Annotated in this window: 22 protein-coding genes and 1 other RNA gene; 5 read left to right on the forward strand and 18 right to left on the reverse strand. The window is 47.6% G+C overall.

Features of this window, described 5'->3' with window-relative positions:
- The first annotated feature begins 656 nt into the window (after nt 1-656).
- Nucleotides 657-1,439 (forward strand): hypothetical protein, encoded by a 783-nt coding sequence (locus PHW04_09850; GenBank protein ID MDD2716187.1) that lies wholly within the window; start codon nt 657-659, stop codon nt 1,437-1,439.
- Nucleotides 1,440-1,556: 117 nt separating this feature from the next.
- On the opposite strand, the gene PHW04_09855 is transcribed toward PHW04_09850, so the two are convergent.
- The 5 genes from PHW04_09855 to PHW04_09875 all read right to left on the reverse strand — a co-directional run bounded on the left by PHW04_09855 (nt 1,557) and on the right by PHW04_09875 (nt 3,894).
- Nucleotides 1,557-1,985: a PIN domain-containing protein gene (locus PHW04_09855; protein MDD2716188.1), complete on the reverse strand. Its 429-nt coding sequence runs from the start codon at nt 1,983-1,985 to the stop codon at nt 1,557-1,559.
- Nucleotides 1,975-2,184 carry a hypothetical protein gene (locus tag PHW04_09860; GenBank protein MDD2716189.1) on the reverse strand — a complete coding sequence of 70 codons (210 nt, stop codon included), beginning with the start codon at nt 2,182-2,184 and terminating at the stop codon, nt 1,975-1,977. Before PHW04_09860 ends, PHW04_09855 begins: the two co-directional genes overlap by 11 nt.
- A gap of 22 nt (nt 2,185-2,206) precedes the next feature.
- Nucleotides 2,207-2,578 carry a cupin domain-containing protein gene (locus tag PHW04_09865; protein ID MDD2716190.1) on the reverse strand — a complete coding sequence of 124 codons (372 nt, stop codon included), beginning with the start codon at nt 2,576-2,578 and terminating at the stop codon, nt 2,207-2,209.
- A 67-nt stretch (nt 2,579-2,645) separates the two neighbouring features.
- On the reverse strand, nt 2,646-3,626 hold the full coding sequence (locus PHW04_09870; GenBank protein MDD2716191.1) for a DUF2232 domain-containing protein: 981 nt from the start codon (nt 3,624-3,626) through the stop codon (nt 2,646-2,648).
- Nucleotides 3,619-3,894, reverse strand: coding sequence for a TMEM165/GDT1 family protein (locus tag PHW04_09875; protein ID MDD2716192.1), 276 nt, complete (start codon nt 3,892-3,894; stop codon nt 3,619-3,621). The genes PHW04_09870 and PHW04_09875 overlap by 8 nt, the downstream gene beginning before the upstream one ends.
- Nucleotides 3,895-4,023: 129 nt before the next feature.
- Here PHW04_09875 and PHW04_09880 point away from each other — a divergent pair, with 129 nt between their 5' ends.
- A complete protein-coding gene (locus PHW04_09880) occupies nt 4,024-4,809 on the forward strand; it encodes a hypothetical protein (protein ID MDD2716193.1) in 786 nt (261 codons plus the stop codon).
- A gap of 13 nt (nt 4,810-4,822) precedes the next feature.
- Here the strand turns inward: PHW04_09880 and PHW04_09885 are convergent, their stop codons facing one another.
- The 4 genes from PHW04_09885 to PHW04_09900 are packed head-to-tail and all read right to left on the reverse strand — an operon-like array spanning nt 4,823 to nt 8,942.
- Nucleotides 4,823-5,974 (reverse strand): SPASM domain-containing protein, encoded by a 1,152-nt coding sequence (locus tag PHW04_09885; GenBank protein MDD2716194.1) that lies wholly within the window; start codon nt 5,972-5,974, stop codon nt 4,823-4,825.
- 7 nt (nt 5,975-5,981) lie between these two features.
- Complete coding sequence (locus PHW04_09890; GenBank protein MDD2716195.1) at nt 5,982-6,389, reverse strand: hypothetical protein; 408 nt, start codon at nt 6,387-6,389, stop codon at nt 5,982-5,984.
- A gap of 44 nt (nt 6,390-6,433) precedes the next feature.
- The gene (locus tag PHW04_09895) at nt 6,434-7,225 is read right to left on the reverse strand and encodes an ABC transporter permease (protein ID MDD2716196.1); all 792 of its coding nucleotides are present in this window, start codon (nt 7,223-7,225) and stop codon (nt 6,434-6,436) included.
- On the reverse strand, nt 7,212-8,942 hold the full coding sequence (locus PHW04_09900; GenBank protein MDD2716197.1) for a SpoIVB peptidase S55 domain-containing protein: 1,731 nt from the start codon (nt 8,940-8,942) through the stop codon (nt 7,212-7,214). Before PHW04_09900 ends, PHW04_09895 begins: the two co-directional genes overlap by 14 nt.
- Nucleotides 8,943-9,042: 100 nt before the next feature.
- On the opposite strand from PHW04_09900, the gene PHW04_09905 reads away from it, so the two are divergent.
- Entirely contained in the window at nt 9,043-10,212 is a 1,170-nt protein-coding gene (locus PHW04_09905) for a rhodanese-like domain-containing protein (protein ID MDD2716198.1), read from the forward strand.
- A 9-nt stretch (nt 10,213-10,221) separates the two neighbouring features.
- On the opposite strand, the gene PHW04_09910 is transcribed toward PHW04_09905, so the two are convergent.
- The 7 genes from PHW04_09910 to PHW04_09940 all read right to left on the reverse strand — a co-directional run bounded on the left by PHW04_09910 (nt 10,222) and on the right by PHW04_09940 (nt 19,486).
- The gene (locus tag PHW04_09910; protein ID MDD2716199.1) at nt 10,222-12,063 is read right to left on the reverse strand and encodes a hypothetical protein; all 1,842 of its coding nucleotides are present in this window, start codon (nt 12,061-12,063) and stop codon (nt 10,222-10,224) included.
- Nucleotides 12,064-12,154: 91 nt separating this feature from the next.
- The gene (gene purH, locus PHW04_09915; protein ID MDD2716200.1) at nt 12,155-13,675 is read right to left on the reverse strand and encodes a bifunctional phosphoribosylaminoimidazolecarboxamide formyltransferase/IMP cyclohydrolase; all 1,521 of its coding nucleotides are present in this window, start codon (nt 13,673-13,675) and stop codon (nt 12,155-12,157) included.
- A complete protein-coding gene (purN, locus tag PHW04_09920) occupies nt 13,672-14,289 on the reverse strand; it encodes a phosphoribosylglycinamide formyltransferase (protein MDD2716201.1) in 618 nt (205 codons plus the stop codon). Before purN ends, purH begins: the two co-directional genes overlap by 4 nt.
- Complete coding sequence (gene purM, locus PHW04_09925; protein MDD2716202.1) at nt 14,283-15,275, reverse strand: phosphoribosylformylglycinamidine cyclo-ligase; 993 nt, start codon at nt 15,273-15,275, stop codon at nt 14,283-14,285. Before purM ends, purN begins: the two co-directional genes overlap by 7 nt.
- Nucleotides 15,276-15,440: 165 nt before the next feature.
- Nucleotides 15,441-16,028 carry a hypothetical protein gene (locus PHW04_09930; GenBank protein MDD2716203.1) on the reverse strand — a complete coding sequence of 196 codons (588 nt, stop codon included), beginning with the start codon at nt 16,026-16,028 and terminating at the stop codon, nt 15,441-15,443.
- Nucleotides 16,029-16,146: 118 nt separating this feature from the next.
- Complete coding sequence (locus PHW04_09935) at nt 16,147-17,619, reverse strand: PorV/PorQ family protein (protein MDD2716204.1); 1,473 nt, start codon at nt 17,617-17,619, stop codon at nt 16,147-16,149.
- A 7-nt stretch (nt 17,620-17,626) separates the two neighbouring features.
- Nucleotides 17,627-19,486, reverse strand: a complete 1,860-nt coding sequence (locus PHW04_09940; GenBank protein MDD2716205.1) for an Ig-like domain-containing protein — start codon at nt 19,484-19,486, stop codon at nt 17,627-17,629.
- Nucleotides 19,487-19,603: 117 nt separating this feature from the next.
- Between PHW04_09940 and ffs the strand changes: the two genes are divergently transcribed.
- An RNA gene (ffs, locus tag PHW04_09945) (signal recognition particle sRNA large type) lies at nt 19,604-19,867 on the forward strand.
- A 24-nt stretch (nt 19,868-19,891) separates the two neighbouring features.
- A complete protein-coding gene (locus tag PHW04_09950) occupies nt 19,892-20,824 on the forward strand; it encodes a hydroxyacid dehydrogenase (protein MDD2716206.1) in 933 nt (310 codons plus the stop codon).
- 36 nt (nt 20,825-20,860) lie between these two features.
- On the opposite strand, the gene PHW04_09955 is transcribed toward PHW04_09950, so the two are convergent.
- The gene (locus tag PHW04_09955) at nt 20,861-23,230 is read right to left on the reverse strand and encodes a beta-galactosidase (protein ID MDD2716207.1); all 2,370 of its coding nucleotides are present in this window, start codon (nt 23,228-23,230) and stop codon (nt 20,861-20,863) included.
- 100 nt (nt 23,231-23,330) lie between these two features.
- Nucleotides 23,331-25,637: a glycosyl transferase family 36 gene (locus PHW04_09960; GenBank protein ID MDD2716208.1), complete on the reverse strand. Its 2,307-nt coding sequence runs from the start codon at nt 25,635-25,637 to the stop codon at nt 23,331-23,333.
- Nucleotides 25,638-25,678: the final 41 nt, after the last annotated feature.

Below are 25,678 nucleotides of genomic sequence, written 5' to 3' on the forward strand. Positions count from 1 at the left end.
GACATCCAGTCCTACATGTAGTATCCTTTTCATTGATGGCCTCCTGTTTGTAAGTGTTTATTACTTTACACTTATAGGGTAACCAGTCCCAGGTTTATAGGAGGTCATCCATATTTTCTTGGCGAACCCTCCAATCAAGGGGACTCTGTCCCCTTGAATCCTCTTGCGGGGCGTGCCGGGATTGTGCTTCGCTCAAAGTTCGTTCTTACCATCTGTTTGATAACGGAAATGATTACCTGACTAAGAAGGTTCCCGCGTCTTTACCCAAGGTCTGGAGCGACCCTCTCAACCTTTAGAAGTTGTTAATCTGAGCACTGACATCATTTCAGGATAAGAACCTCTAACGAAAGGACATTGCATGAGGTTCTATGCTTAGCGAAGATTTACAACTTCTTAATCCCCTGAAAGGGGACCCTGATATTATATGGGTGCAGCTAAGAGGGATTTCAAAAAACGAGCAGATACAGAAAATGAGGCTGTCTGGCTTTTGTTGCCCACTATGATTGACAGATGTTCGACAATCTCAATAAAATGTAAACATAGTGGCAGGTGCAATGTATAAAATCAAATTCATCCTTCAAATATTTCAGTTCGCTTGGATTGTATACGATATTCCAACTGACTTATGAATGTAATCATAGAGGAAAGGAAAGTAAGTGAGCGAAACATTAGCAGCAACTGAGAAAAATCGATTTTCGACCTACGGATGGATCAGCTTGATTCTGAATATTGTGCTGTTTTCTCATCTGTTGGATGTAAAACTTGCTGTTGGTAAAAATACTGATATGTATCCGGTTTTGAAAATTTACACTTTTTTATCATTAATTCCTTCTGATTTTTTTATTAAAAAGTTCTGGATGGTTTATTTACTAGCGATTCTTTTTTTCGTACTTGAATGTTTTCGAAAGTATCCAGATGTTTCAGTGCTTTTTCTAAGACTATTTGCAGGATATTTTATTTACATCAATGTATTTTTGAATTACTCTTGTTTAAATAGTTTTAATTTTGCAAGCTTAGGTGTAGAGGGAGTTGTAGACACTTATTGCTTTTTCTCAGTTATAGCAGAAGTGTTATTCAGTATTCTTTCAATCGGACTTTTCTTTGCAGTAATTTTACTTAGAAAAAAAATTAGTTTTGTCAAATCCATTTCTTTTTATGTAAACATTGCTAACATTTTTTCATTTATCTATTTCATTTATACAACGCAATTGATGGGAAACATTCTAACTCATTTCTTAGATCCATATATTCCGCGTCCGATTTTATATGAAAATCCATTGGTTTTTTTCACCGCAATTTTTACTTTTTTAGTATTTTTCTTGTGCTTACTTGTCATGGAGAGGAAAAACATTCGCGAATTTTATATTTGTATAAATGGGATCTTGTTAAATTATTTGAATCTTATATTTTATTTTTTAGCACATCCAGGGATGCTATAAAACCACTAAGGAAAACAGGCACTATATGTCTGAATTTTGCCTTAAATTGCCTCAGCCGGTGGCCGACTTGAAATACTAAAATGTGCATGACTTGAGAACTGGCCAAAATTCGCGATTTCAATTTTTAATTATCTTGATTTCCTTGAAAATTGCAAAATCGGCCCGATTATAAGTGAAAATCTTCTTGATCCCTGTTTCTATCATTGAAGCTACGATATTGGCATCGTGAATCCGTTTGCCTTTCAGATCGTACTTCTTAATCAGGTTAAGCAAAATAGCGGTAGTTTCCGGGCTTTCTCCGGCAATCTTGAAAATTTTCAGCCATTTTTCAATGTCTTCCACAGCTTCAGACGGTTTTAATGCACGCTTGAGATATCCAGTTCTTGTCATGACAACTGCATATTCCCGCAATACCTGAGTCGAAATCCACAGTTCAGCTTCTTTCATTATTCTGCTGAAGGCTGTTTTAACTTCTTCATGATTGTCCGCATCTTCGTTGGCCAGATAAACAAGAATATTGGTATCGAGAAACAGCTTATCTTTCATCTTTATAAATATGCTCTCTGCAGAGCGGCAACTTGATTTCACCACAATGGTGCTTTGGAAGGCTGCCCAATTTTATTTTTTTGGAACCATTATCTTCTTTCAAAACAATCACTTCTACTTCGCCTGGTTCAATGTCGGGTAAATAAAGCACGATTTTATTGTCAAGCCCTACCGAAGCTTTGATACGCCTTGCCTGCATGGCATCTCCAATTTATCTTAGACTATTTCGGGAAATGCACGTCTTCCTGCCAGGCTGAGCTGCTGCCGATTTCCAGGATCACGGCTTCGCTGCTGCCTTTGTTTTCGATGCTGTGAACCTGTCCGGCTGAGACAGGGACTGCGTCGAAGCGGCGGATCTCTATGCTCTCATTATCAACTGTCACCATCACCAGTCCGAAGATCAGATAATACACTTCTTCGTTTTCCTTGTGAAAATGAGCGAGGATTTTTTTACCCGGTGGAATTGTGATTTCGCGGATGCTGACTTTTTTCAGCTGGCTGTTGCTGCTGCCGATGATTTCCAGGGAAGAATGGGCTTCCTTCAGATAGATCTGAGGATAGGGTTTCTGCTGTGAGCGCGGGACTATTTCCATGGGTTGTTCCTCCTGTTTAGCCACCCTTATATTCTCAAAACATGCGGCTTTCTGTCAAATCGAAGATTCAGCGTTTTTTGCGGTAAAGCTTTTTTTTCTGCGCAGCTGGGGCCGACGGAAGATCCCTGTAGTTCAAAAAACAATCAGTCAGGCCGATGAATGCTGTGATCCAGGCATACCGGAAAAGGAACGGCAGTGCGAACAGTCTCATGTACCACGGAAGATTGAAGCGGAAAAAGAAAAAATTCGCCACTCCGAAACCCAGAAAAAAATAGGTAAACAGGAAAATCATGTTAAGGTTAAAGTAAACAGCATCGGAAAATTCGGTGTGATTGAAGAAGCGGTTGGAACCGGCCGAAAGCACCAGCAGAAAAGGAATCACCAGCCACCAGGGAGCACGCCAGAAAAAAACAGGTTCGATCAGTGGAAGCGGAGCGCCGAGCTTCATGAAAACCAGGCTGCTCGCGAAATAGTTGATGTAAATGCCTGCAAAGGATGCGAAAGTGAACAGGGTCAGGGGAAAGAGCAGGAGCTTCCTGACACATGATTTCCACCACATGATGAAAGCTTCCCGCTGAATTGGCGGGGTACGGGCCATGGTGTAATCCGCGAATTTTTGAACAAAGGCATCGCTTGATTTGGAAAAATCCGCCAGAGTATCCTCAAGACCGAGGGTTTTTTCCACCCCATAATAGAAAAAGATGTTGAAGAACATCAGGAGAAGCGTTCCGACCATGATCGTCCTGGCCGGAGAATATTTTTTATAAACTGCATAGCCTGTGACGATTGCTACGATGCCGAAAAGGGAGAAGAAAATATAAGCCTGCACAGGACCCATGAACAGGAATACGAGCAGTGTGGAGACTGCAGTCGAGATGAGCAGGTATTTAATGCCATACTGGTATCCCACCCAGGTCAGAGGAACAGGGCAGAGCAGAATGCCGAGCAGCTGGATTACAGGTACAACTGTCAGCATGTTCAGGAGAGCGGCCAGGGCGGCCATCAGGGCTGAAGTGGCGATCTTTTTCGTTTCCTTGACTTCAGACATTTTTTTTCAAGAGCAGCAGCAGGCCGATGATTATGAAAAGCAGACCGCCCAGTTTATGGATCAGAGCAGGGTTGATGTATCTTGAAAGCAGATTTCCGGCAAAAACACCGATCGCGGTTGCAAGTATCAGTGCAGCGGAACTCGCCAGAAAAACCGTCAGGGCTGAATTTCTGCTGTCAGACGCGAAACAGAATGCCGCCAGTTGCGTCTTGTCCCCGAGTTCTGCCATGAAAACGCTGCAAAACACAGCTGTGAAAAGCTTCCACATGCAAGCCGCCTAATTTTTTTTTGATTATATCAGAGGTTTCCCTGAAATGCCAAAGACTTGGGCAGCAATTATTTTTTCAGGGCTGGTTTGATGGTTGACCTTTGAGCAAAAGACAGGTAAATTGTTCCCATGGTAACCCACGACGAAAAAATTTCAGTCGAAGATAAGGAAATCGGTTTTTCAGTTGAAAACTACCAGGATAAATTCCGGTTCCACTGGATCGAGGAAGAAAAACCAAAGTTCATTGATATTACGGAACGTGAACTGGCTTCGCTGTATGAAATGCTGGTGGACGGCGAGGAAAAGCTCAAAAAACGCGTTTCGAAGAAATCCATGATGCTTTGCAAAGCCCACGGCTTCGCCAAAGGCAAGATCTGGGTCTATTACAAGGGCGATATCCAGGTGGAATGGGGTTATTTTCTTTACAAATTCACTCCTGTTGATTATTACAAACTGGTGACCCTGATCAATAAAGCCATGGAACAGCTGAAAATTGTCCAGGTCAAGGAAACCAGGAAAATGGAGGAAAAAGGCCATTACCTCCAGCTGTACTTTTATTCAGGACTGCTCAGCCTTGTGTTTACCGTGTTTTCACTTTCCGCGACAATCGTGTTCCTGCTCTTCGCCTTGGAATACGTGACTTATCCGTTCGTGCTTTTTTCCGGTTCTGCAGTTTATTTCTCCATCTTCTTCTACTTCCAGCAGCAGGCTGCCAAGAACCTCAAGGACAATATGGAAGAAGATTTCTATACCAAATTACTGCCTGTTCTCCATACTTTACCGGTCAACAGCAGAAAACTGGTGGAAATGTTCTCAGTGATGCTGATCGTCTTCACCATCATGAGCATCTATTTTGCGAAATCCATCCCCAAGATCATTCAGTTCTACACCAAGTCCACCCATTTGGGTGCATGACACAAGTGGCAGGTCACTGTTTTACTCTTTCCAGATATTTTGTGATCAGATCGTCCCGTTGAATGTCTTTTAAATAGGCTGTGATTTCTTCGTCTGAAATGGAGTGGAAGGCCTGATTCCTGCACCCTGCGCAGACCGGAATGCGATGGAATTCCCCCAGAATATGCCAGATCCGATATTGTTCAAGCAGTTCACCGGTCCAGATGGCCCAGATCCCCGAATCTTTAACGTTTCCAAGCTTTTGTCTGGCTTTGAAGTCAGTGCAGCAGGCTGACGCTTCTCCGTCATAGCGCACGCCGAAATGCTGCCACAGCCCGACGCATGGCCTGCGCACGGCTTTTTTCCCGGTAAAAATGTTCAACTGGCTCTCGACCCTGAACTCGTCGGACTGGATCGCCCGTTCAGTCTCTTCTTTCCACAGACCCAGTTCAATCAACACCGACTTATGCAGATCTTCGGCTCTTTTCTGATCCTGGTCAGTATCTACATTCATGCGGCGGAAAAAAATCGTGTCGCAATCCATGTGCAGAGTGTCATCAAAGCCGATTTTATAGGGCAGAGCGAGATTTTTCAGTACATTCTCCCAGTAATCCCTGAAAGGGACGGCTTCGTGACTGTTCTCGGGCATCACTATGAACTGGAAGATCAGGGAGGGATATTGAAGTCCTCTAAGCTTCCTGTATTGCAGAAAGAAATGGATGTTATTCATCACGCGGTTAAAGTCCCCGCCAATCCGGATCTTGCGGTATGTTTCCTCAGTCAGCGCGTCGAACGAGAGGGTGATTGGCCCGAAAATCCTTGAATCGATCATAGTCTTGAGTAATTCCTGATTCAGGCTGTTAAAATTGGTATGCAGGGAGAATACGTTGAAACCCTTGTTGCGATTGTTTCGTTCTGCTGCATATTCCACCATTTTTTTGAATTCAGGGTGCAGAGGTCCTTCCCCGTTCCAGAACGGGAGAATTGCATTGACCTTTTGAAAGCCTGTAGTCAGTTCATCCATGATTTTTTTATAAAGCGAAAAATCCATGATCCCCCGGCGATACTCCTGATCCGGGTCAGGCTTGCTCTGCGGACACATGATGCAGGAAAGTTCGCAGAAAGCAATCGTATCCAGAATCAGGAGCGGAATCTGGGAATTTCTGCCTGTAGCCTTGAAAGACATCGTCACCTTATTTGGTCAGTTCGGCCCGATAGAATGTCAGATAATCCTCATTGACCGAGCCTTCGATAGCCGGGTCAGAGATTTTAGCCTTAAAATTGATCTTGTCGCCGATGTTCAGCAACTGGATTTTGGCATTTTCGGCAGGTTTGAAATATACCCTGATGGTATATACCCTGGGTGGCTGTGCCAGATCCCTGAAATTTACCAGTACATACCAGTATTCAGATAAATCCTGTTTGCTGTTCACCACCCCCCTGAAATCAAGCAGAGAGTCACCCGCTTTGTCTTTGAGGGTCTTCGCATTGGCGGCATCAGTATTCAGCAACTTGACTGCCAGGTCGATTCCGGTGGGAAGTGAAGGACCGCATGCAGATAGAAGAGCTGAAAAAACCAAAAGCAGAATTGCCTTTTTCATGAAACCTCCTTTTCCGAATTCTATTCAAGTCATTTTAACTCAATTCAGAGACTCAGCCAAATGTTATAGGCATTCTGCCAGAAAATGGAGAGCAGGTAATCTGAAACCAGGATAGTCATAATGGCCAGTACTACGGCTTTAGTGGTTTCATGCCCTACACCCAGCGCTCCACCTTCTACTTTCAGGCCTCTCCATCCGCTGTAGGCGGCGATGATGAAGCCGAAGAAAACGGCTTTAAAAAGGCCGGACAGAAAATCATTGGTCAAGAGATGCTGGAGGATGGAATCATAAAAAGTTCTGAAGGAAATGTGGAGCTGATAAACTGCCACCAGCAATCCTCCGAGGAATCCGACCAGGTCAGTGAAAATGGTTAAAAGCGGCAGGACAATGGTTAGTGCCACGAGTCTTGGCAGCAGCAGATAAAAATATGGATCGATGCCAAGCGCTTCCAGCGCATCCAGCTGCTCGGAAATTTTCATGCTTCCGATTTCCGCTGTAATTGACGATCCGACACGACCGCTCACCACAATCGCAGCCAGCACCGGCGAAAGTTCCCGCGCCAGCGCTACAGCTACTACACCGCCGATATAGTTGGATGCCCCGAATTTCTGGAACTGGTATGCGATCTCAAATACAAGCACCATGCCGGTGGAAGTTCCGGTAATGATGATCAGGGGGAGCGATTGTACACCCAGACGGTAACATTCTTCGACCAGGAGGCTCAAGAAGGAAAAATGGTAGGTCTTGATCTGGCTGAAACTGGCAAGCGTCCTGGAACAGAATTGCACCAGATCGCCGGTTTCTCTTAAAAAGTCGGGAACATCAATGAACTTCATTGAAAATGAGCAGGTTCTCGAAATATCCATCCAGCACATACTCAGTGCTGATGACTTTGTTGGAACTGTTCGGGGCCGGTTCTACCGCACTGTTCTGGATTTCCCCTGTGTCCCCTTCGTCTTTCGGGACGCTCCATGAAACCACGATATCGTTGTATTTTGGGTACTGCTCGGCACTCTGCACGATTTCTTCGAAAGATCCGAAATTTTCCTTGTCGTCTGTGCTGCTGCGATAGTTTTTCCCGCCGCGTACGGCAACATTGAGGCTTCCGCTGGTGTCTTCAGGGAGTTTAAGGAAGACAGTCTTGACGAATTCATTGGCTCTGAACGGCTTGATGGTAACGTTCAGACCGATCACTTCACCGGCAATCACATTTCTGGAAGGGAATTTCACATTGGTGATCCTGGCAGTGCGTTTTTTCTTGGTAATAGAAAGCTGCCAGTCGATTTTTTGAATTTTGACAGGCTTGAATTCATTTTCAGTAAGAAGGCCTACGGTCGCCAGCAGGTCCTGGCAGAGAGTGTCGCTTAGATTATCGCTGTAATAGAGATTGCTGTATTTAAGAGCCGAGCTTCCGCCGGCTACTGAATACCCGATCGTAAAGTAGGATTCAACACTCAGGGGACCGATGTAGTTTACTGTCTCGTCAAGAGCCTGTTTGACCATGGCGTTCAGCACATCCGAGAGCAGCTGGGTATCAGAAACTATATCCACGTTGATCTGGCGGGTTAAATTCTGGTCAAGGTCTTTGACCTGGAATTTGACCGGGATGGTCCTCGGTTTTTCTCCAACCAGTCCGACTATACCCTGCTGCCTGTCCTGGCAGACCCTGCCGATCAGTTCCAGCGGGGAACCCACTTTGAATGGCATGTCGATACTGGAAAACGAATGGTAAATATAAGCATCAGAGAGGAAATAGTCGACTTCTCCCTTGTGCAGGAAAGGATGTCCGAATGCCAGGATCAGATTGCGCTGCTCGTCATAGTAGGTGAGTGTTCCGAGCGTGGTGATGTTGATGTCACCCCTGGCGATCTGTACCCCAAGAGCGGCACCCGGCACCAGCTTGGTCTTGTCCGAACTGTAAGCGGTTGCTGACGGAAAGACTGGAAAAAGTTGTCCGGCCACCTTGATCAGATTTGACCGCAAACCCTGCACCATCAGTGGAGATCCGGCGTAATAAAAATAAAGGACGCCTTCTGCTGCAGTGGCGGGGACTTGTCTGACCAGTTCGAGCTTTCCATAGGTTTTCCCCTTGATTTTAACAGGAGGCTCAAGCAGCCCGACTTCGCCGGAACTCTTCCCGTTTTCCATGTATGGTGGATAAGTCAGCTTCATCATGTCTTCGATAGGAGTCACCAGGCCTACTGTATGATCAGCCAGTGTCCAGCCGGCAGACAGTGCGCCCAGCAGCCTGTTTTTAATATAAACCGGAGCCCCGCTCATGCCGGCCGCGATGCCGCCGCTCTTGTCGATCAGCGGTCCGGAAGCCTGAATCAGAACTGATTCTCCGTTGATCACCAGGTTATCCGAAAACTTGTTGTTCTTTAGAACGCCCAGTACTTTGATCGGAAAGCTCTGAATCGCGGTGCCTTCAAACACTGTCTTTGCAATTCCCTGCATCTCAGGCAGCACTTCGCTGACAGAAATAAAATCCTGGGAATCCGCATGGAGTATGAATGGCAACACCAAAAAGATCAAAAACAGCAGTGCTTTCATGAAACCAATATTAAATCAAGCCATTTGATTTGGCAATAGAGCAATTTGAAATCATTCATCCGCAGACTTATCATGCTAAAAACATACACGGAGGAAAATCATGAAGTTCACCGTCTGCCTCTTCCTTTTAGCCATAACTTTTTCAGTTTCGGCTCTCGATACAGTCGAAAACTTTTATCTCGGACAACTGGTCTACAACCTGAAATTAAACTGCCTGGATCTGGAAAAACAGAAGGTTGAATCCCTTTTTGAGACGGAACTGCATGCTATTCCCGGCCAGGAATCAGGAATCGAGCTGACTTCACAGGACGGAAAGGTCAATTACTGCTGCAAAGTGACCGGAGGCATAGTTGTTGTTGATAATGCCAAGAAAATCCTCAAAGGATCATTCTATGTCCGTTATAAAGGAAGCGACAACTTCAGCACCCAATTTTCGCTTTTTGCCTACCGTGGCGAGACAAAAAAAATCGAACTTTATAAGACAGGGCTGAAAATCTATCAGCTGGAAATTTACACCACTTTCAACTGTTATGAATGCCCTAGCCCATGGGATTCGCGTCTTGACACAGAAAATACGGGGGAGGCAGTTCCCATCAGTCTGAAAATTTCAGAGAGTAAGAATGGAGCCATTCGGGAAATATCTCAGCAGAAAGTATTTGCGGGCGAGAGAGAGAAGGGAAATTTTCAGGTCAATGACAGTACCGGCGACCTGACTTTCGAGCTGGAAGCCAGGCGGCTGGGCGAAGCTGTGGACCTGAAACTGACGCTCTGGATGGTGAATGAGGAGAAAAAGACCAGGACCACTTTCAACGATGAGGCTCGTTTAATACTTCTGCCTGACGAACCAAGAAAAACTGCGTTCGGCGTTGGAAAAGGCATCACCCTGGAGCTTGAAATCTCCATGATCAAGGAAGCCTTCTTCAGCGGGACAGCGGGAGAAAAATTCAAGAACATTTCAGCCAAAGATGCCGCGGATATGATCACAGCCAACAAAGACAAGCCTGAGTTCGTGATCCTGGATGTGAGGACAGGCAAGGAATTTTCAGACGGACATCTGGAAAAAGCTGTAAATCTGGATTATTACGCAGCCGATTTTTCCGAGAGGCTTGCCACTCTGGACCATGCCAGGACATACCTTGTCTACTGTAAAAAAGGAGCCCGCAGCGGGGAAGCTGCCAGGATCATGCAGGGACTTGGATTTAAAAACGTGATCAACATCACAGACGGCTACACGGGATGGGTAGACAATAAACTTCAGACAGTAAAATAGCCGGAAGTTTTATCTTTCCTCTATGATCGCGATTCCCGGAGACTTGAGTGTGATTTTATCGCCTCGCAGTGTGCTGTTAAACAGAGTATCCACTTTTTTCCCAGCCGGACAGACCAGTACCTGGGTTTTTCCACCCGGAAAATTGGCGAAGACCGTGATTTCTTTTTTTCCGGAACGCAGTCTGTAAGAGAGAAATGCATCATCCCTGTCCGTGGATAAGAGTTCCCAGTCAGCTGAACCGAAGATTTTTTCCCGGGTGGAAATGAGCTGCTGCACGAACTCAAGCTTCTGATTCGACATTCTGTCCCAGCAGTCGGTCAGAAAATCATGGTTAAAATAAGCTATTTTGCGGCCTGCCTTATCCATTTTCTCCAGAAACTCCTCCTGCATTTCCTTGGAAAATCCCAGTCCGAAGTTGAGTGGAAGATCATTTTCCAGCAGAGTATCTGCAGTCAGGCCGAAGGCGGAATTGGGGATAAAGGCTGATTGGGTGATCTGGAATTTCGCCAGCTCAGATCCTCTGGAGAATAAAGGGGGAGAGTCACCGATTACAGGCATGGCGAGGATGGAGGTTTTAAATTCTGCTGTTTCGTTGAGAAAATATTCCATGTTTTCCGCGGTTTCATTTACCACTGAAAAAAGATTACCTGAATAAAATCCGAAATTGTGACGGACTGAAAGTTCGTCACCGTCTTTGTTGTTCAAATTTTCCATGATCAGGACAAAATCTTCTGGAACTGCTTTTGTGATCAGCTCGATCAGTTCACCAGGAAGGGCGTGGAACATGTCTCCACGCACTCCGTCCAGTTGAAATTTGTCAGCATAATAACCGCAGACTCCCGCGATTTTCTGCCAGAGGTCGCGCATCGGGATGCTCCCTTTGAAATTGGATGCCTTCAATACAGGCTGAATGAAGAAAGGAGCACTTTTTTCCAGGAAGTTTCTCCCCAGCACTTCGTAAAAATCCGGATCATAGTCCTGGTAAAGCCTCAATGGCGTGACGTCCAGCCAGGGGGGCTGGGAATCATTTGCACAATCGGAAGTGCAGGGAGGAGTGATCAGGTGAAATTCGCGTTCCAGTTCATCCAGAAAATCGTGATTTTTAAGATTATGCTTTTTGAAATTCTCCCAGCGTTCCGGGTAAAGATGTTTTGGAGAATGCGAAAACAAATGTGCAATTTCAGTGACAGGCAGGTTTTCAACCATCATTTTCCCATATTCCCGTGTCAGTGTGGCTAAAGGTGGAATTCCGTCGATCTCGGTTTGCAGGAGTTCGATCAGCCTGTCGCAGTGCTCAGGCTTCACCCAGTAAAACCAGTCCGGATCCTCCAGAATCCAGAATGAGTCCCTGGCGGCAGTTCTTGGCACCATATCCAGAAAAACCTGGATGCCCAGCCTGTGACTCGCTTCCACAAAAGCTGCAAACAGGTTGTCTGTGGAAAAATCAGAGAGTTCGTTCATCAGGGGGTCAATGGTGTAGTAATCTTTTACCGAATAGGGTGAACCGCGGTCTCCCTTTTTGAATTTTTCACTGCGCAGAAAATGCGGCAGCAGCATGATGGAATTGAATCCGCAGGAGGAGAAAAGCGGGAGAATGGAAATCGTACGCAGAAGAGTTCCTGGAATTTCATCATAGGAAGTGAAATGCTGGAGAAAAAGCTGGATCAGTTTTAATTCCGTGTTTTTATAATGGGGCCGCTTCAGGTCTTTTTTCAGGATGGATTCGATCTGTCTGGTGTAATGTTCAATGGCAGGAGAGTTGTCTGAAATCCCGGACAGGGTTCTCCAGAATCCAGGAATTCTCTGATTGAATTTTTTTCCGTTCAAATGTTTCAGAAGTTCAGTTAACATCAGACCTCCTTAGTCCCACTCCGTCCTAAAGGACTGCGGGGATAATGTGCTGTAACAAAATCTTCGCTGCGCTCAGATTGTGTAACAGCACCTAATGCCAGAAGTGCCGCTGGCCTGTGAATACCATGATCAGGCCGAGGGCATTGGCTTTTTCCACTACTTCGTTGTCGTTTACTGATCCACCGGGTTGGATCACGGCCCTGATTCCGGATTTGGCAGCCAGTTCCAGGCAGTCCGGGAACGGGAAGAAGGCGTCTGATGCGAGATAGGCACCCTTCGCTTTTTCCGCAGCCTTGCTGAGAGCAAGCTGTACAGCATCCACTCTGGAAACCTGCCCCATTCCCGCTCCGCGAAGAATATGCTCCTTTGTAATGGAAATTGCATTGGACTTGAGATGCTTGACAATGCGCTGGGCGAAAATCAGCTCTTCCAGATCCACACCCGCTGGTTTCATCTCAGTGACAAATTCGAATTCGCTGCTGAACTCCTCGTTTTCATCCTGGACCAGGAATCCGCCATTTACACTTTTGATTTCCGGTATCCCATGTGGTATCAGATGCGGATCGAAACACAGGAGGCGCAGATTTTTTTTGCTTTTAAGGATTTCCAGAGCATCTTTGGAAAAGCCAGGAGCCAGAATTATTTCAAGGAACAGTTTTTTCATTTCAGAAGCAGTCTCTTTAGCGATTTCCCGGTTTGAAACCACGATTCCGCCAAATGCGGAAACAGGATCTCCTGAAAGCGCGCCGCGGTAAGAGGCCACCGGATCGTCGGCCAGCGCCAGACCGCAGGGATTGTTGTGTTTCAAGATCGCAGTGAAACAGCGTTGATCGTTGCAGAATGTTTTATAAAGCCTCACGCAGGCGTCCAGGTCCAGAATGTTGTTGTAAGACAGTTCTTTACCCTGAAGCTTTTCGAAGGTTGGAATTCCCCCCGAGGTTTTATACAGTGCCGCTCCCTGATGAGGATTTTCGCCGTAACGCAGGGTCTGCACCAGTTTCCCGCAAAGTGCAAAGCAGGAAGGAAACCTGTCGCTCGAGAAATGTCCTGCAATCATACCATCGTAAGCAGAAGTGAGGCTGAAGGTTTCCGCCATCATCTTCTTTCGGAAATCCTCACCTGGTTCACCACCGTGCGCGTCCAGCTCCTTAATCAGTTCTTCGTAAAATTGCGGAGACGGAACAGGCAGGACAAAATGGTAATTCTTGGCTGCTGCACGCAGCATGGCGGGGCCGCCGATATCTATGTATTCGATCAGTTCTTTGTCGTTCAGGCCTTTATTTTTATATTCCCAGAATGGATAGAGATTCACAATCACCATCTCGATCGGAGTGATACCCTGGTCTTTGATTTCAGACAATGCTTCTGGAGTGCGGGGAGCCAGGATGCCGCCGTGAATATTAGGGTGCAGCGTTTTCACCCGCCCGTTAAGAATTTCCGGATAGCCGGTGACGGTTTCGACTTTCCTGACTTTGTATTTCATTTTCTTGATGTAATCTGCGGTTCCTGAACTGGAAATGAATTCATAACCATGGTGACTCAGAGATTTCAGAAGTGGCTCCAGGCCGTCTTTATTCCAGACAGAGATCAGGACCCAACGTTCTTTTTTCAAGAAGTCCTCCCTGGAATTATACTGACAACCCTGCCCCTGATTTTAACCCGTTTTTCAGCCAGCAGGGAAAGAGCCTCGGGAAAGAGCTTGTGTTCCTCGGCTAAAATACGCTCAGACAGGGACTCCTGGGTATCACCCTCCAGAACCGGTACTGCTTTCTGCAGAATGATTGGACCTGAATCGACCCCGGAATTAACAAAATGGACTGTGCAGCCGGAAATTTTGACGCCGTATTCCAGAGCCTGACGCTGCGCAAGGAGACCGGGGAATGATGGCAGCAGCGACGGATGTATGTTCACGATTTTATCGGGGAAAGCCGACAGCAGTGTTTTTCCCGCTATGCGCATGAATCCGGCCAGAATCACTAATTCAACCTGAAATTCCCGCAGCTTTTCAACAACTGCGGCTTCAAATCCGGCGCGCTTTTGAAATCTGCCGGGATCGATGAAAATTGAAGAAATACCGTGTTCTCTTGCAATTACCAGGGCATTAGCGTCGCATTTATCCGAGATTAAAACTTTGACCTTACATTTCAGGCTGCCTTCGTCAATCTGATCCAGGATCGAGAGAAAATTGCTGCCCCGGCCGGATGCCAGCACTCCGAGACTCAACATATTGTGACCCCGCCGCCGCTTACGATTTCACCGATTTTGAGGGAATCAGGAATCAGCTTACGGATGTTTTTCTCGATTTTTTTATCGCAGATCAGCATGAAGCCGATTCCCATATTGAAGGTCCTGTACATATCCCGCTCAGAAATATCTCCCTTTTTCTGGATCAGGCTGATCACTTCTGGAATCGGCTGGCATTTCCTGATCAGGACGCCCAGCTTTCCGGGAATTACTCTGGGGATATTTTCATAAAATCCACCGCCAGTGATATGAACCATGGCTTTGATCGGGAGGCCGGCTTTGCGGATTTTTTTGACTTCCGGTACATAGATCCTGGTGGGTTTCAGCAAAGCTTCGCCCAGAGTGACTGCTCCTATTTTCTGATCCAGTCTAAGCTTTTTTTTTGTTAGCACCTGGCGTACGAGTGAAAAACCGTTGGAGTGGAATCCTGTTGATGGAATCCCGATCACAATATCGTTCTGCCTGACTTTAGAGTGGTTTAGAATTTCAGATTTATCACCAATGCCGATGGCGCAGCCGGCCAGATCGTATTCATCGTCAGGATAGAATCCGGGCATTTCCGCGGTTTCTCCGCCGATCAGCACTGCGTCCGACTGCAGGCAGCCTTCTACTATGCCGGTCAACACCTGGCTGAAGTTTTTTTCGTTCAGTTTTCCACAGCCGTAATAATCTAGAAAAATATGCGGCAGGATCCCGCTGGTGAGCACGTCATTCACGTTCATGGCCACGCAGTCGATCCCGATCGTATCGTGTTTTTTCATGGCAAAAGCCAGTTTGAGCTTGGTGCCAACCCCGTCGATTCCGGCTGACACGACCTTTTTTGTGCCCGGTACGCGGTATAATCCGGAGAAGCCGCCGATCCCGCTGATCACATTCCGATTCATGGTTTTCTTGACCAGATTCATGATCCCGTCAATGGCCCGGTCAGCCTTGTCAATATCCACACCGCTGTCTTTGTAGTTGACCATCACTTCTCCCTCCGGCATCAAAACGGGCGCGGCAATGCGGCGCCCCTGCACCTAAAATTTACCCAGAGTAGAGGATAAAAGCAAGCCGGTATTCAAACCATTTTGTAAAGGAATCAGACTGGCGATGACCGCCGGATCAGACCGCGAATTATTGGATGATACCGTTCAAGCTGCAAAAACCGGATTTCTGCCTGGCTCAATCATGAATACAATCCGTTTGGCGATTGCTCTGCGGCTGAGGTTTTCCCGGGCCTGATCTATTTCCTGAAAAAAAAGATCGTCTCTCAGATAGCCTATTTCCTGCAGGTAGCGGTGCAATAATGTAATCGCCTGGGGCCATTGATGGTCTCCCGGGTCTTCAGCTTTCCGTTTCAGAAAGGTCTTGAAGAAAAGTTCCAGATCATCGCTGTTCACTGAATTCAGGGAGGCTTTTCGATATTTGTAGATGAATTCCAGATAGATCTGCACAGTATCGTTCGGCAGACGTGAGTCAAGCGGGGTAAATTTTTTTGATAGCCAGCTTCTGAAATCGTGATTCAGATGTTTAATCAGTATTTCCAGATGTGAGAGCAACCGATTCCCGGATTTTCCGCAGCTGAGGTCCAGTTTTTTCAGGCTCCTGCAGAGCCTGCCGGATTGTGAAAGGGATTTATTCACAATCCCGCTCAACCAGGAGTCCAGAGCAAAATCCTGCAGATCCAGCAAGGTCTCCAGGCAAACAGATTTTTTGGTTCTGAATTCAAGGTCAAGCATGATACCCCCCCAGATTGTTTTGAGTTCTAACAATTTCCATGATTAGATTTTACTGTGGAAAGTCGAGAAAATGAGCAAAATAGGAGTAAAAAGATTGTTACAGAATCAAAATGGGTTTTTAGAGATTTCCCAGGCGTTTCCGCGCCACATCCGCCTGCAGTGATTGCGGAGCCAGGATGATGACCTTATTGTAATAGATTACTGATTTGTCAGATTGCCCCTTGTTGTAATAAAGGTTGCCAAGTGCGAGCAGGGCGTTCAGATTATCGGGTTCGAGTTTCAAAGCATAGCGGTATTCATAGATGGATTTTTCATCCATTTCGATCTTCTGATATATGGCAGCAAGGTTGAAGTGGACTTTGGCGAAATTAGGATCTGTTTCGATAGTCTTGAGGTATTCTTCGATGGATTTGGTGTACATCTTCCTCAATAAATAGACATTGCCCAGATCGAAATGCTCTTTGCCTGGAGCAGTGAGATCCGATTCCGAGACTGCAGCTGCTTCGGATGTGCCGGCTTTGGCGTTTTCCGCGTCTTTGTAAACATAGTTGGAATGATTGTAGCGGGCGATTACCTCGTCCATCGTGGTTTTAGAGGCTTCCGGCTTCTGTTCGATAGTCTCATCCCTCATTTCTTTCTTGATTTCGTTAAGCTCCGAGCCGATCAGCTGTTCGGATCTTTCAGCATGCTTTTTCCTGCGGGGATGGTCAAAGGCGACTGTAGCTCCGAACAGGTTGGAACTGCCAAGGTCTGAATCGGTCCAGGTGTAATCGAATTTCCAGTTTTCATGAGTCAGGCCGAAACCGAGTGAGACATTGCCACCTTCGCCGTAACCCAATTCATATCCTCCACGCAGAGCCAGAAAATTATTCATTTTGTATTCCCCGCCGAACCTGGCAACGCTGTCCCGGTCGGCAGTGAACTCGCCGTCCAGCTCGGCTCTAAACTTTTCCTGCGGAGAATGATAAAGGAATCCGCTTCTGACCGTAGTCGGGATGTATTCCTCTTTACCTGTTGTCCAGGTGAAGCTGGTTGGCCACCAGTCCGCGATCGTCAGGCCGAAATCGATGTAACGATTGCCTTTGTAAAGCAAGCCTGTATCGCATTCCAGGCCTCTGGCAGTAACTGTATTCTTCTGCGCTAGATACTTGAAGTTGGTACCCACGCAGAAGTGATCGTTGGCAGTGTAGCCATAGCTGAGGACAAAATCGTGCTGGTCGTCCTTGACAGTGCCGGCCAGGTTTGGATTTGTCCCGAGCACAGTAATATCGTCGACAGTCTGATTGAAATATGAAAGCCCGAGTGTGCCATGCTTCTGAAAAGGATATAGATAAACCAGGTAATCATTGGTATATGCATTCCCCATTTTCTGAGAATGACAGCTGGAGAGGTCCATTTCCCTGGACAGGGCGATGCCTGCAGGATTCCAGTACACGCAGAGCGGATCGTCTGAGATTGCCGTGACCGCATTGCCAAGCGATTGAGCCCTGACTCCCTGGGGAGTTTTGACAAAGTATTCGGCGTTACTCTCTCTGGCGACCGCGGCGAGAGTCAAGCTAAACAAAATGGATATAACTAGCAGTTTCTGCATTTTTTCCTCAATCGGCCACCAGAAATTTTCCCTTGTATTCGTCGTGCTTGCCACTGTCCGTGCTGGCGCTGATCGTGTAGAAATAGATGCCGTTCGCAATCCGGTCATTGAAACGGTTGACGCCGTCCCAGACTGTAGTACATTCAACCCCAACCTTATCGGCATTATCGATCTTTTTCATCAGTCTGCCATTCATGCTGTAGATTTTGATGATCACTGAAGTGATGCTGTCTGCAGGGTCAAAATTCAGTTTATAGGAGAAGGCGATGCTTGTGCCCTGGCGGTATGGTTTGACTGCGGAGAGTTTCAACCCCTGACCTGGCTGTCCGGCTTCAGGCGACACTGTGGTGAAGCGGCACACATAAGCGACAGACATGTTGCCCTGGGTGTCTGTGATCGCTGATGTGAGTTCGAAGCGATAGGTTGTGCCATACTTTAGGGTAGTCTGCGGATAGAAACTGATTTTTTTCTTGTCCGTGCTGAGTGAAACAGCGCCATTTACCTGTACGCTGGAAGTGTCTTCGAAAAGTTTTACCGTGTTGGCGGTGACTGTTGCCACATCCAGTTCCCTGGTGTATGTTGCCGAGGGGATCACAGCCGGGGCGATTCCAGTTTCACCATTCAATGGGTTGATCACTGCTGTCGGGGTATTCACTGATGCGCCGCCGGCCGGAAGATGGATGTAATAAAGGTTGGAGCTTTCCTGCCAGACGATGTAGACACCGGTTCCGGCAAAGCTTGGATATGTCCCGGCTTCTGTCGGATATGGTGCCGCCACTGCGACCGGATGAGTGGCATTTTCGGAATTCTGGGTCAGCCTGATCTGTGAGGACCAGCCGACATTATCCTTTTTCATATAGTAGATTTCATAATTACCGTTTCTGTCATCCTGCCACACAAGATGGAAATTTCCATCCTTGTCGGAGATGATCGAAGAAGCGGTGGAATTGGCGGTATTTTTCACGAGTTCCTGCTTCTGGCCGGCAACTCCGGTGAGAGAATAACTCCTGGTGAAAAGATCGGTACCGTTCAAGCCAAAGTATTTGTAATCGTCCCAGACAATCTGCAGGGAACTGCTGGAAGCCGCCAGCGACGGAAATTGAGAGACAGCCGAGTCGTCGGTGCTGATCATGGTTTCGATCAGGACGCTGCCGCCGATTGAACTGTAATAAATCTCATTCTGCCCGCTGCGGTTGTCGGTCCAGGCGACATGAAAACAGCTCAGGTTTGAAGAGAGGTCTGCTGTGATCGCCGGTGCAGTGGAAGGGGAACCGTTCACCTGTGACAGTCTGATTTTGTTCGGCAGGGGGTTTGGTACTGTTACATCCTCCAGGTGATTGAATTGATTGTAATAGATTTCCGGTATGCCGCCGTTCCTCGAATCTTCCCAGACTACGCAGACATTATTGGCCACGTTTTTCCGGAAAACAGCGATTCCAGGATTCTGGGAGGTGACTTCATCGGTATTCGATACTATCACCGGTGCAGTCCAGGAAGAACCAATGCCAGATTTTCTGCTGTAATATATTTCATAAACATTACCCGGTTTTTCCTGCCAGATGGCATGTGCTTCATTTTGATAGACGGCAATCCTGGGTTTGGCGGCTGAATGGCTGTCATCGATGGAGATCGGCACAGGCGTAGACCAGGTGCGGCCTTCATTGGTGCTTTCGGTAAAAAAGATTTCCTGGGCTGAAGTGCCTTTGCTGCTTTCAAACACCAGCTCAATCGTGCCGTCCTGGGTCAGTGCTAGATCAGGATTCTTCGGCGCATATCCGGTTGGAAGAACGCTCGAAGCTGATGGATCAGCAGCCAGGCAAAGACCGCAGGCTGCAATCAGGATCAGTAGAATTAGTTGTGTTTTCATCTCTTTTTTTTTACCTGAATTTATGATTGATATCGGATAAAGCCGGTGTGGACTTAATTTTCAGGGACCGGATTACCAATTATGAATGCAGTTTTCATTCTGTTATACTGATTCCGGCTGTGCTAACCGGGGAGGTAGCGGTGCCCTGTAACTTGCAACCCGCTATAGCAAGGGTGAAGCCTGTTTGAGGCTCGCATTGTTTGGTGCTGCCTCTGGAAAGTGGCGTTGAAGGCCAGGTCTTGCGCAGCGGAGCCTTGTGAACCCCGTCAGGTCCGGAAGGAAGCAGCGGTAAACAAGTCACTCCGGGTGCCGCAGGGTTGCCTGGCTGGAGCTGGCTGCCAGGGTTACGACCGGATGGTCCTGTCGAGGGCAGGTGCACGGCCTAATTTTTTTTCTGGGGGGCAAATGAAAATTCTGATCTGCGATCCGATTGCCAAGGAAGCTGTGGAAAAGATGAAACAGAGCGGTTTCGAAGTCTCAGACAAGGGTGGAATCACTCCAGACGAATTACTCAAGATCATTTCTGACTATGAAATAATGATTGTCCGCTCAGCCACAAAAGTCACTAAGGATGTGATCAATGCCGGCAAGAAGCTCAAAGTGATCTTCAGGGGCGGTGTGGGCACAGATAATATAGACAAGGAAGCAGCGAAGGCGAACAAGATTGAAGTGCTCAATACCCCGGGCGCCAGCTCGATTTCTGTCGCTGAACTCGCCATCGGCTACATGTTCGCGATGGCCAGGGAAATCCCCCAGGCCACAGCTTTGATGAAGCAGAGCAAATGGGAAAAGAAAGCCTTCAAAGGCTATGAGCTTTATCAGAAAACCCTGGGACTTCTGGGGATCGGCCGCATAGGGTCTGAAGTGGCTAAACGCGCCGCAGCCCTTGGCATGAAAGTACTGGCTTATGATCCATTTGTTAAAAAGACGGATCTGCCGAATACCAAACTTGTCAGCTGGGAAGAGCTTCTGAAAAATTCAGACTATATCTCCCTGCATCTTCCTTTGACCAATGAGACAAAGTATTTCCTGAACAAAGACAAATTCGCGATGATGAAGAAGGGCGTCCGGATCATCCAGTGCGCCCGCGGCGGGATCATCAATGAAAACGATCTTTATGAGGCAATCAAAGCCGGACAGGTCGCAGGCGCGGCAATAGATGTTTACGAGAAAGAGCCGCCCGAGAACTGGAAGCTGTTTGAGCTTCCTCAGGTGATCGGAACTCCGCATCTTGGCGCCACGACTGTGGAAGGCCAGTTCCGCGTGGGCATGGAAATGGCTGAAGTGCTGGCCGGGAAATTCGGCAAAGAATGTGGCTGCAGCTGCGGCTGTAAATAACAAAAAAAACGATTAAGTATGATAAAAAGGGCGTGACTACGCCCTTTTTATTTTAATCAGCAGTTCATTCAGCGGGCCTTCGCCTTTTCCGTGAAGGACAGTTACTTTCACTAGTAACTTGCCGGTTTTAACCAGGTTTGCTTTCCCGTGCTTCACAGACACTGATTTGACTGCCAGATTTCTGAACACAAGCTCGAATCCGGTTTCAGTGGGTGCAAAAAGTTCTAATTTCAGCGTACCCTTCTTTTCGGAGGAATGCAGGATTTCGGCTGTGGAATAGACAAGTTCGCCGCTTTTCCCGACCAGCTGATTGAGAGGCAGGATAACTCCGCTTCTCATGTTCAGGGACAGATCAAAACTGATTTTCTCCGCTCCGATATCGATGCCGACTCTGCCACAGGCTTTGTCTTCGTGGAAGTTGCCGGCAAAAAGGAATCCGCGTCCTTCATGCTCCCGCAGCACTGTTACAAGATCCCTGGTGGAGCAGATCACTTTTTTTACTACTCCAAGGTCTTTCATCAGTTCGTCCATGATTTCCACGAAGTAATCGAATTTGTCCCAGAGATTGAATCCGAGCAGGATCAGTTTCCCTTTGCCGAATTTTCCGGATAAACCGCAGGGTTTGTTTCCGCAGCTGGCGATGGCTTTACAGGATTTAGGAATGTCTTTGAAGCAGTCCACAGGCTGATTGTCGAGATAGATTTCCCTCTTACCAAGCATCACGGTGCGCATGGAAGGTATTCTGACTGCCGACAGACCCATTTCCTTCAGAAATACCGGCGCTTTTTTTGCGTATTCGTCGCAGATCAGAAGTTCGCCTGATAGAAGCAGCCGGCCACCTCTCTTTACGAAATCCGCCAGATTCTGCTGAGCTTTTACTGACATCAGGCTGAAGGAGCAGACTGCCAGGAATTTCACATCTTCGGGAATTGGATTGTTGATGTCTGTTGCAGAATAGCTGTATCCGGCAAGGGAGAGAAGCCTGGCCAGGCCATCGTAATAATAACGGTTTCGCCGGTTGTAGAGTTCCTCGGCCAGCTCGCCTTCGAGATATTCGGTCTTCAGGTGATCCTCGTAAAACCCAAGCGTGAGATCCGTCTGCTTCCGGCAGACTGCAATCTGTTCACCGATCTGGCTGACGAGCTTTCCGAATCTCTGCATGGGTTCATAATGGCTCTTCAGAGCTCCGTGGCTGTCCACAGGCGCCTGCCATTCATGATATGGTCCGAACTGGCCCATGCCCCGCTGATTGGTTCCGCCTGCGAACATGTAGCAGTTCACAGCGTTCAGCCCGCTGATCATGGAGGTTTTGAGATTCAGCTCCACATCAGGCGGGTAAAGCCTGGGCCTGTCAGCCAGCACTCCGCTCTGCAGCTCGGCGCAGATCGCGGGCAAACCTTCTGCAGTAATTGATTTCACATGCTCAGAAGTCAGGAGTATGTCATGGAAGTTTTCGTAATCCAGCCGTCTCATCTGATAGGCTCCTCCGAAGATGACTCCTTCGGTGAGCTTACTGAAATCGCGGAAAATCGAAGTAGTGGTCGTTGAGTAAAGCCCTCTGCCGCGCACGTCGAAATCGTAAAACTGAGGTATGTTGGCGATCAGCAGGGTGCGGATGCCGCGCTTTCTGGCCATGCCTGACAGTTTTGAATAATAAGTGGCGTAATAGTGGCGGTAAAAATCCCCCCAGTCCAGCCATTTGCGGAAGCACTCACGTTTGCAGTTCTTGTCCGGCTGTTTGAGCGCTGAAATATCTTTCAAAGATATCCCGTAAGCCGAGTTGATTGCTTTCACTTTTTTATATCTCTTGAGGATGAAATCACGATACATGGCCTGGGCGTCAGGCGTGTAATCTGGCATTTTACCCACCCAGTTCACGCAGCCGATTTCATTGCAGAGCTGGAAGACGATGATGTTACCCTCAGGATGCTGAAGAGGCGTAAGCAGCGGGATCACCTGGTCATACCAGGCCTCTACCTTTTTCAGGAACACTTTGCTGTTATAAGCAGGCGCACCCTGCTGATGCGCTGCTTTACCGTCTGAACTGCGGTTGAAAGCGCCTGGATAGTTTTCCAGCAGCCAGGAAGGAAGGCCTTCATTGATCATCTCGCCGTTGCTGACAGGCCCGATGCGGGCGATGAAATACATTCCATTTTCCTGCACCAGTTTAATAAAGCGCATCACGTCCAGATTCTTCCAGGTGCGGCCGTTGAAATCGAATTTGCCTTCCTCAGGCTCATGCAGCATCCAGGGGATATAGGAAGCGACGGCGTTCAGGCCGGCAGCTTTGGCTTTTTTCAGTCTGTCGTTCCATTGATCCGGCGGAATCCGGAAATAATGGATTTCGCCGGAATAGATGAAGAAAGGCTTGCCATTGATCGTAAAGTGTCCGCCATTTGGTTTCATGCTACCTCCATAATTTATTGATTAAATGGCTGATAAAAGCGACTATCGGCCGGAGGCCCGTCTTGAACTCTTTATTCATGAATAAGTCCAACTATCTATTTTATTTCTTTTCGTGAACCTTAATTTTAGGTTCTTTTGCCTTCTTTTCTCTCTTGACCTCAACCAGATACTTTTTATTCCTGAAAAGCCTCTCCACTGTGAATCCCTTCCAGCCCTTTGGCAGGCAGGGTTTTGCCACTAGTTTGTCGTTTTCCACTCTCACGCCAAGAAGGTACTCCACTATGGCACGGTAAAGCCAGGCGGCTGAGCCTGAATACCAGGTCCAGGCGCCTTTGCCTTCTTCCAGCGATTCCGGGCCTTCGATATTGCCTGGCGTGACATACGGTTCGCCTTTGTAGCGGTCTGCATCGGCATTTGATAGCAGAGTCGGGCAGAGGCGGCGGAAGGTTTCAAAAACCATTTCAGTGTTTCCAGCTTTAGCCTGGGCGATCATAGTCCAGATCGCGGCATGGGTGTAGACCCCGCCGTTTTCGCGTACTCCAGGTGCATACCGCGAGAGATAGCCGATGTTTTTGTCAGGAACATCAAAAGCCGGGGTAAATAGCAGCACGCCATAGTCTTTATACAGATGTTTTTTCACCTGCGAAAGAAGATTTCTGGCTTCTTCGCCTTTGACCAGGCCAGTGATCACCGCCCAAGACTGGGGATTGACAAAGATCTTACCTTTTTTGGAAGTCAGGGTTCCAAGGACTTTGCCGTGATCGTCTGTGGCCCGGTCAAACCATTTGCCGTTAAAGGCGTGTTTCTTGACCGCTTTTCCAAGTGCGACAGAGGCGTTTCTGTATTTTGTAGCGGATTTCTTGTCTCCAAGCTTATCGAGCAGGGCAGCCAGGCGCTCCAGGATGCCGAACAGGAAAATCGACAGCCAGATCGACTCGCCTTTCCAGTTGTTGCCCACTCCATTCAGCCCGTCGTTCCAGTCGCCTTCCCCGATCAGGGAAAGGCCGCGGCGGCTCATACGCGAAAGCGCCATGTCGACTGATTTGCGGCAATGCTCCAGAATCGTCCCTTTGCCTTTATCAAGGTATGGGACTGTATTTTTTAAAATGCCGTTATCAGCTGTTTCATCCAGATATTCGAGCGTGACATAGGTCAGCCAGAGCAGATTGTCGGAAACGTCATTGATCCGGCCTTCACCTGAGACAGGGTGCCACCAGTGCTGGACAATGCCGTCGCTTCTCTGGTGCGAGGCATGATCGAGAATCTGCTTTTTTGTCCGTTCCGGATCGAGTGACAGGAACAATTGACTGTCCTGAAGCTGGTCGCGGAAGCCATAGGCTCCACCGCACTGGTAGTATGCGCTGCGACCCAGCACGCGGCAGGAGAAAGCCTGATATTTCAGCCAGTAATTGACCAGTACGTCCAGGGCCGGTTCAGGAGTTTTCACGAGCAACTTTTCGCAGAATTCCAGCCAAAAAGCTTTGCTTTCGCTGAAGAGTTTATCTGCATTTGAAAGTGCCTTGGAATATCTGGCAAGTGTTTTTCCGGTCTGGCCAAGCGCTTCTGCGCCAAGGCAGAAATCGACACGGATTTCCTTGCCCTTGGGAAGAGAGATTTCATACTGCATGGCTGCGCATTGCTCAAAGCCTGTGCCGCTGACGCCTGACAGGTGTTTTTTCGTGAAAGCTGCGGCATTGTTGACGGTATTGTACTGGCCGAGAAAGTGCTCCCTGGAACACTCAAAGGAAGCCGGTTTCAGGTTAGCCATGAAGAACATTTCATAGGGCCATTCCTTGTTCCAGCCCGGGTCTTTGAGCAATGGTGCAGTCCAGAGTCGTTTCCCAAAAACCAGCGCATTGTATTTCTTGTCAAAATGGGACTGGATGAAAGTCTTGTGAAATTCCCTGTGCCAGTCCGGGAAAGTGTCCAGAACCGGGTAAAACAAAGGATAAACGGATAGTTTTCTGGGCTTGTCTGAAACATTTTTAAGTTTAAGTGTCCAGATCTCGCATTGATGCTTCTGCGGCACAAACACGCGCAGATTGCTTCTGATCCCGTTGAACTCAGTGGTGATTTCAGTATAGCCAAGGCCATGGCGGCATTCATAAAAATCGAAGTCTGTCTGCAGAGGCATAGGAGTGACGGACCAGTATTTTCCGCTCTGATCGTCCCGCAGGAACAGGTATTTGCCGTGATTGTCTGAAATCAGGTCCTGGTCCCAGCGCGTGATGCGGTTATACATGGCGTGCTCCAGCCAGGAATAGCCGCTGCCTGTCTGGGAAAAGGTCAAACCCCATTTTCCGTTGGAAATCACGTTGATCCACGGTTTCGGGGTTTTCCAGTCAGTGATCAGATAGGTTTTGCCGTCATCCTCGAAATGGCCATACTTGCCCTTCAGAAGTTTCATGATAGTCCCCTCTCTAATGTTGGCTGAATGAAGCCTGAAAA

The sequence above is a fragment of the Candidatus Wallbacteria bacterium genome (assembly GCA_028687545.1).
Taxonomy (GTDB): Bacteria; Muiribacteriota; JAQTZZ01; order JAQTZZ01; family JAQTZZ01; genus JAQTZZ01.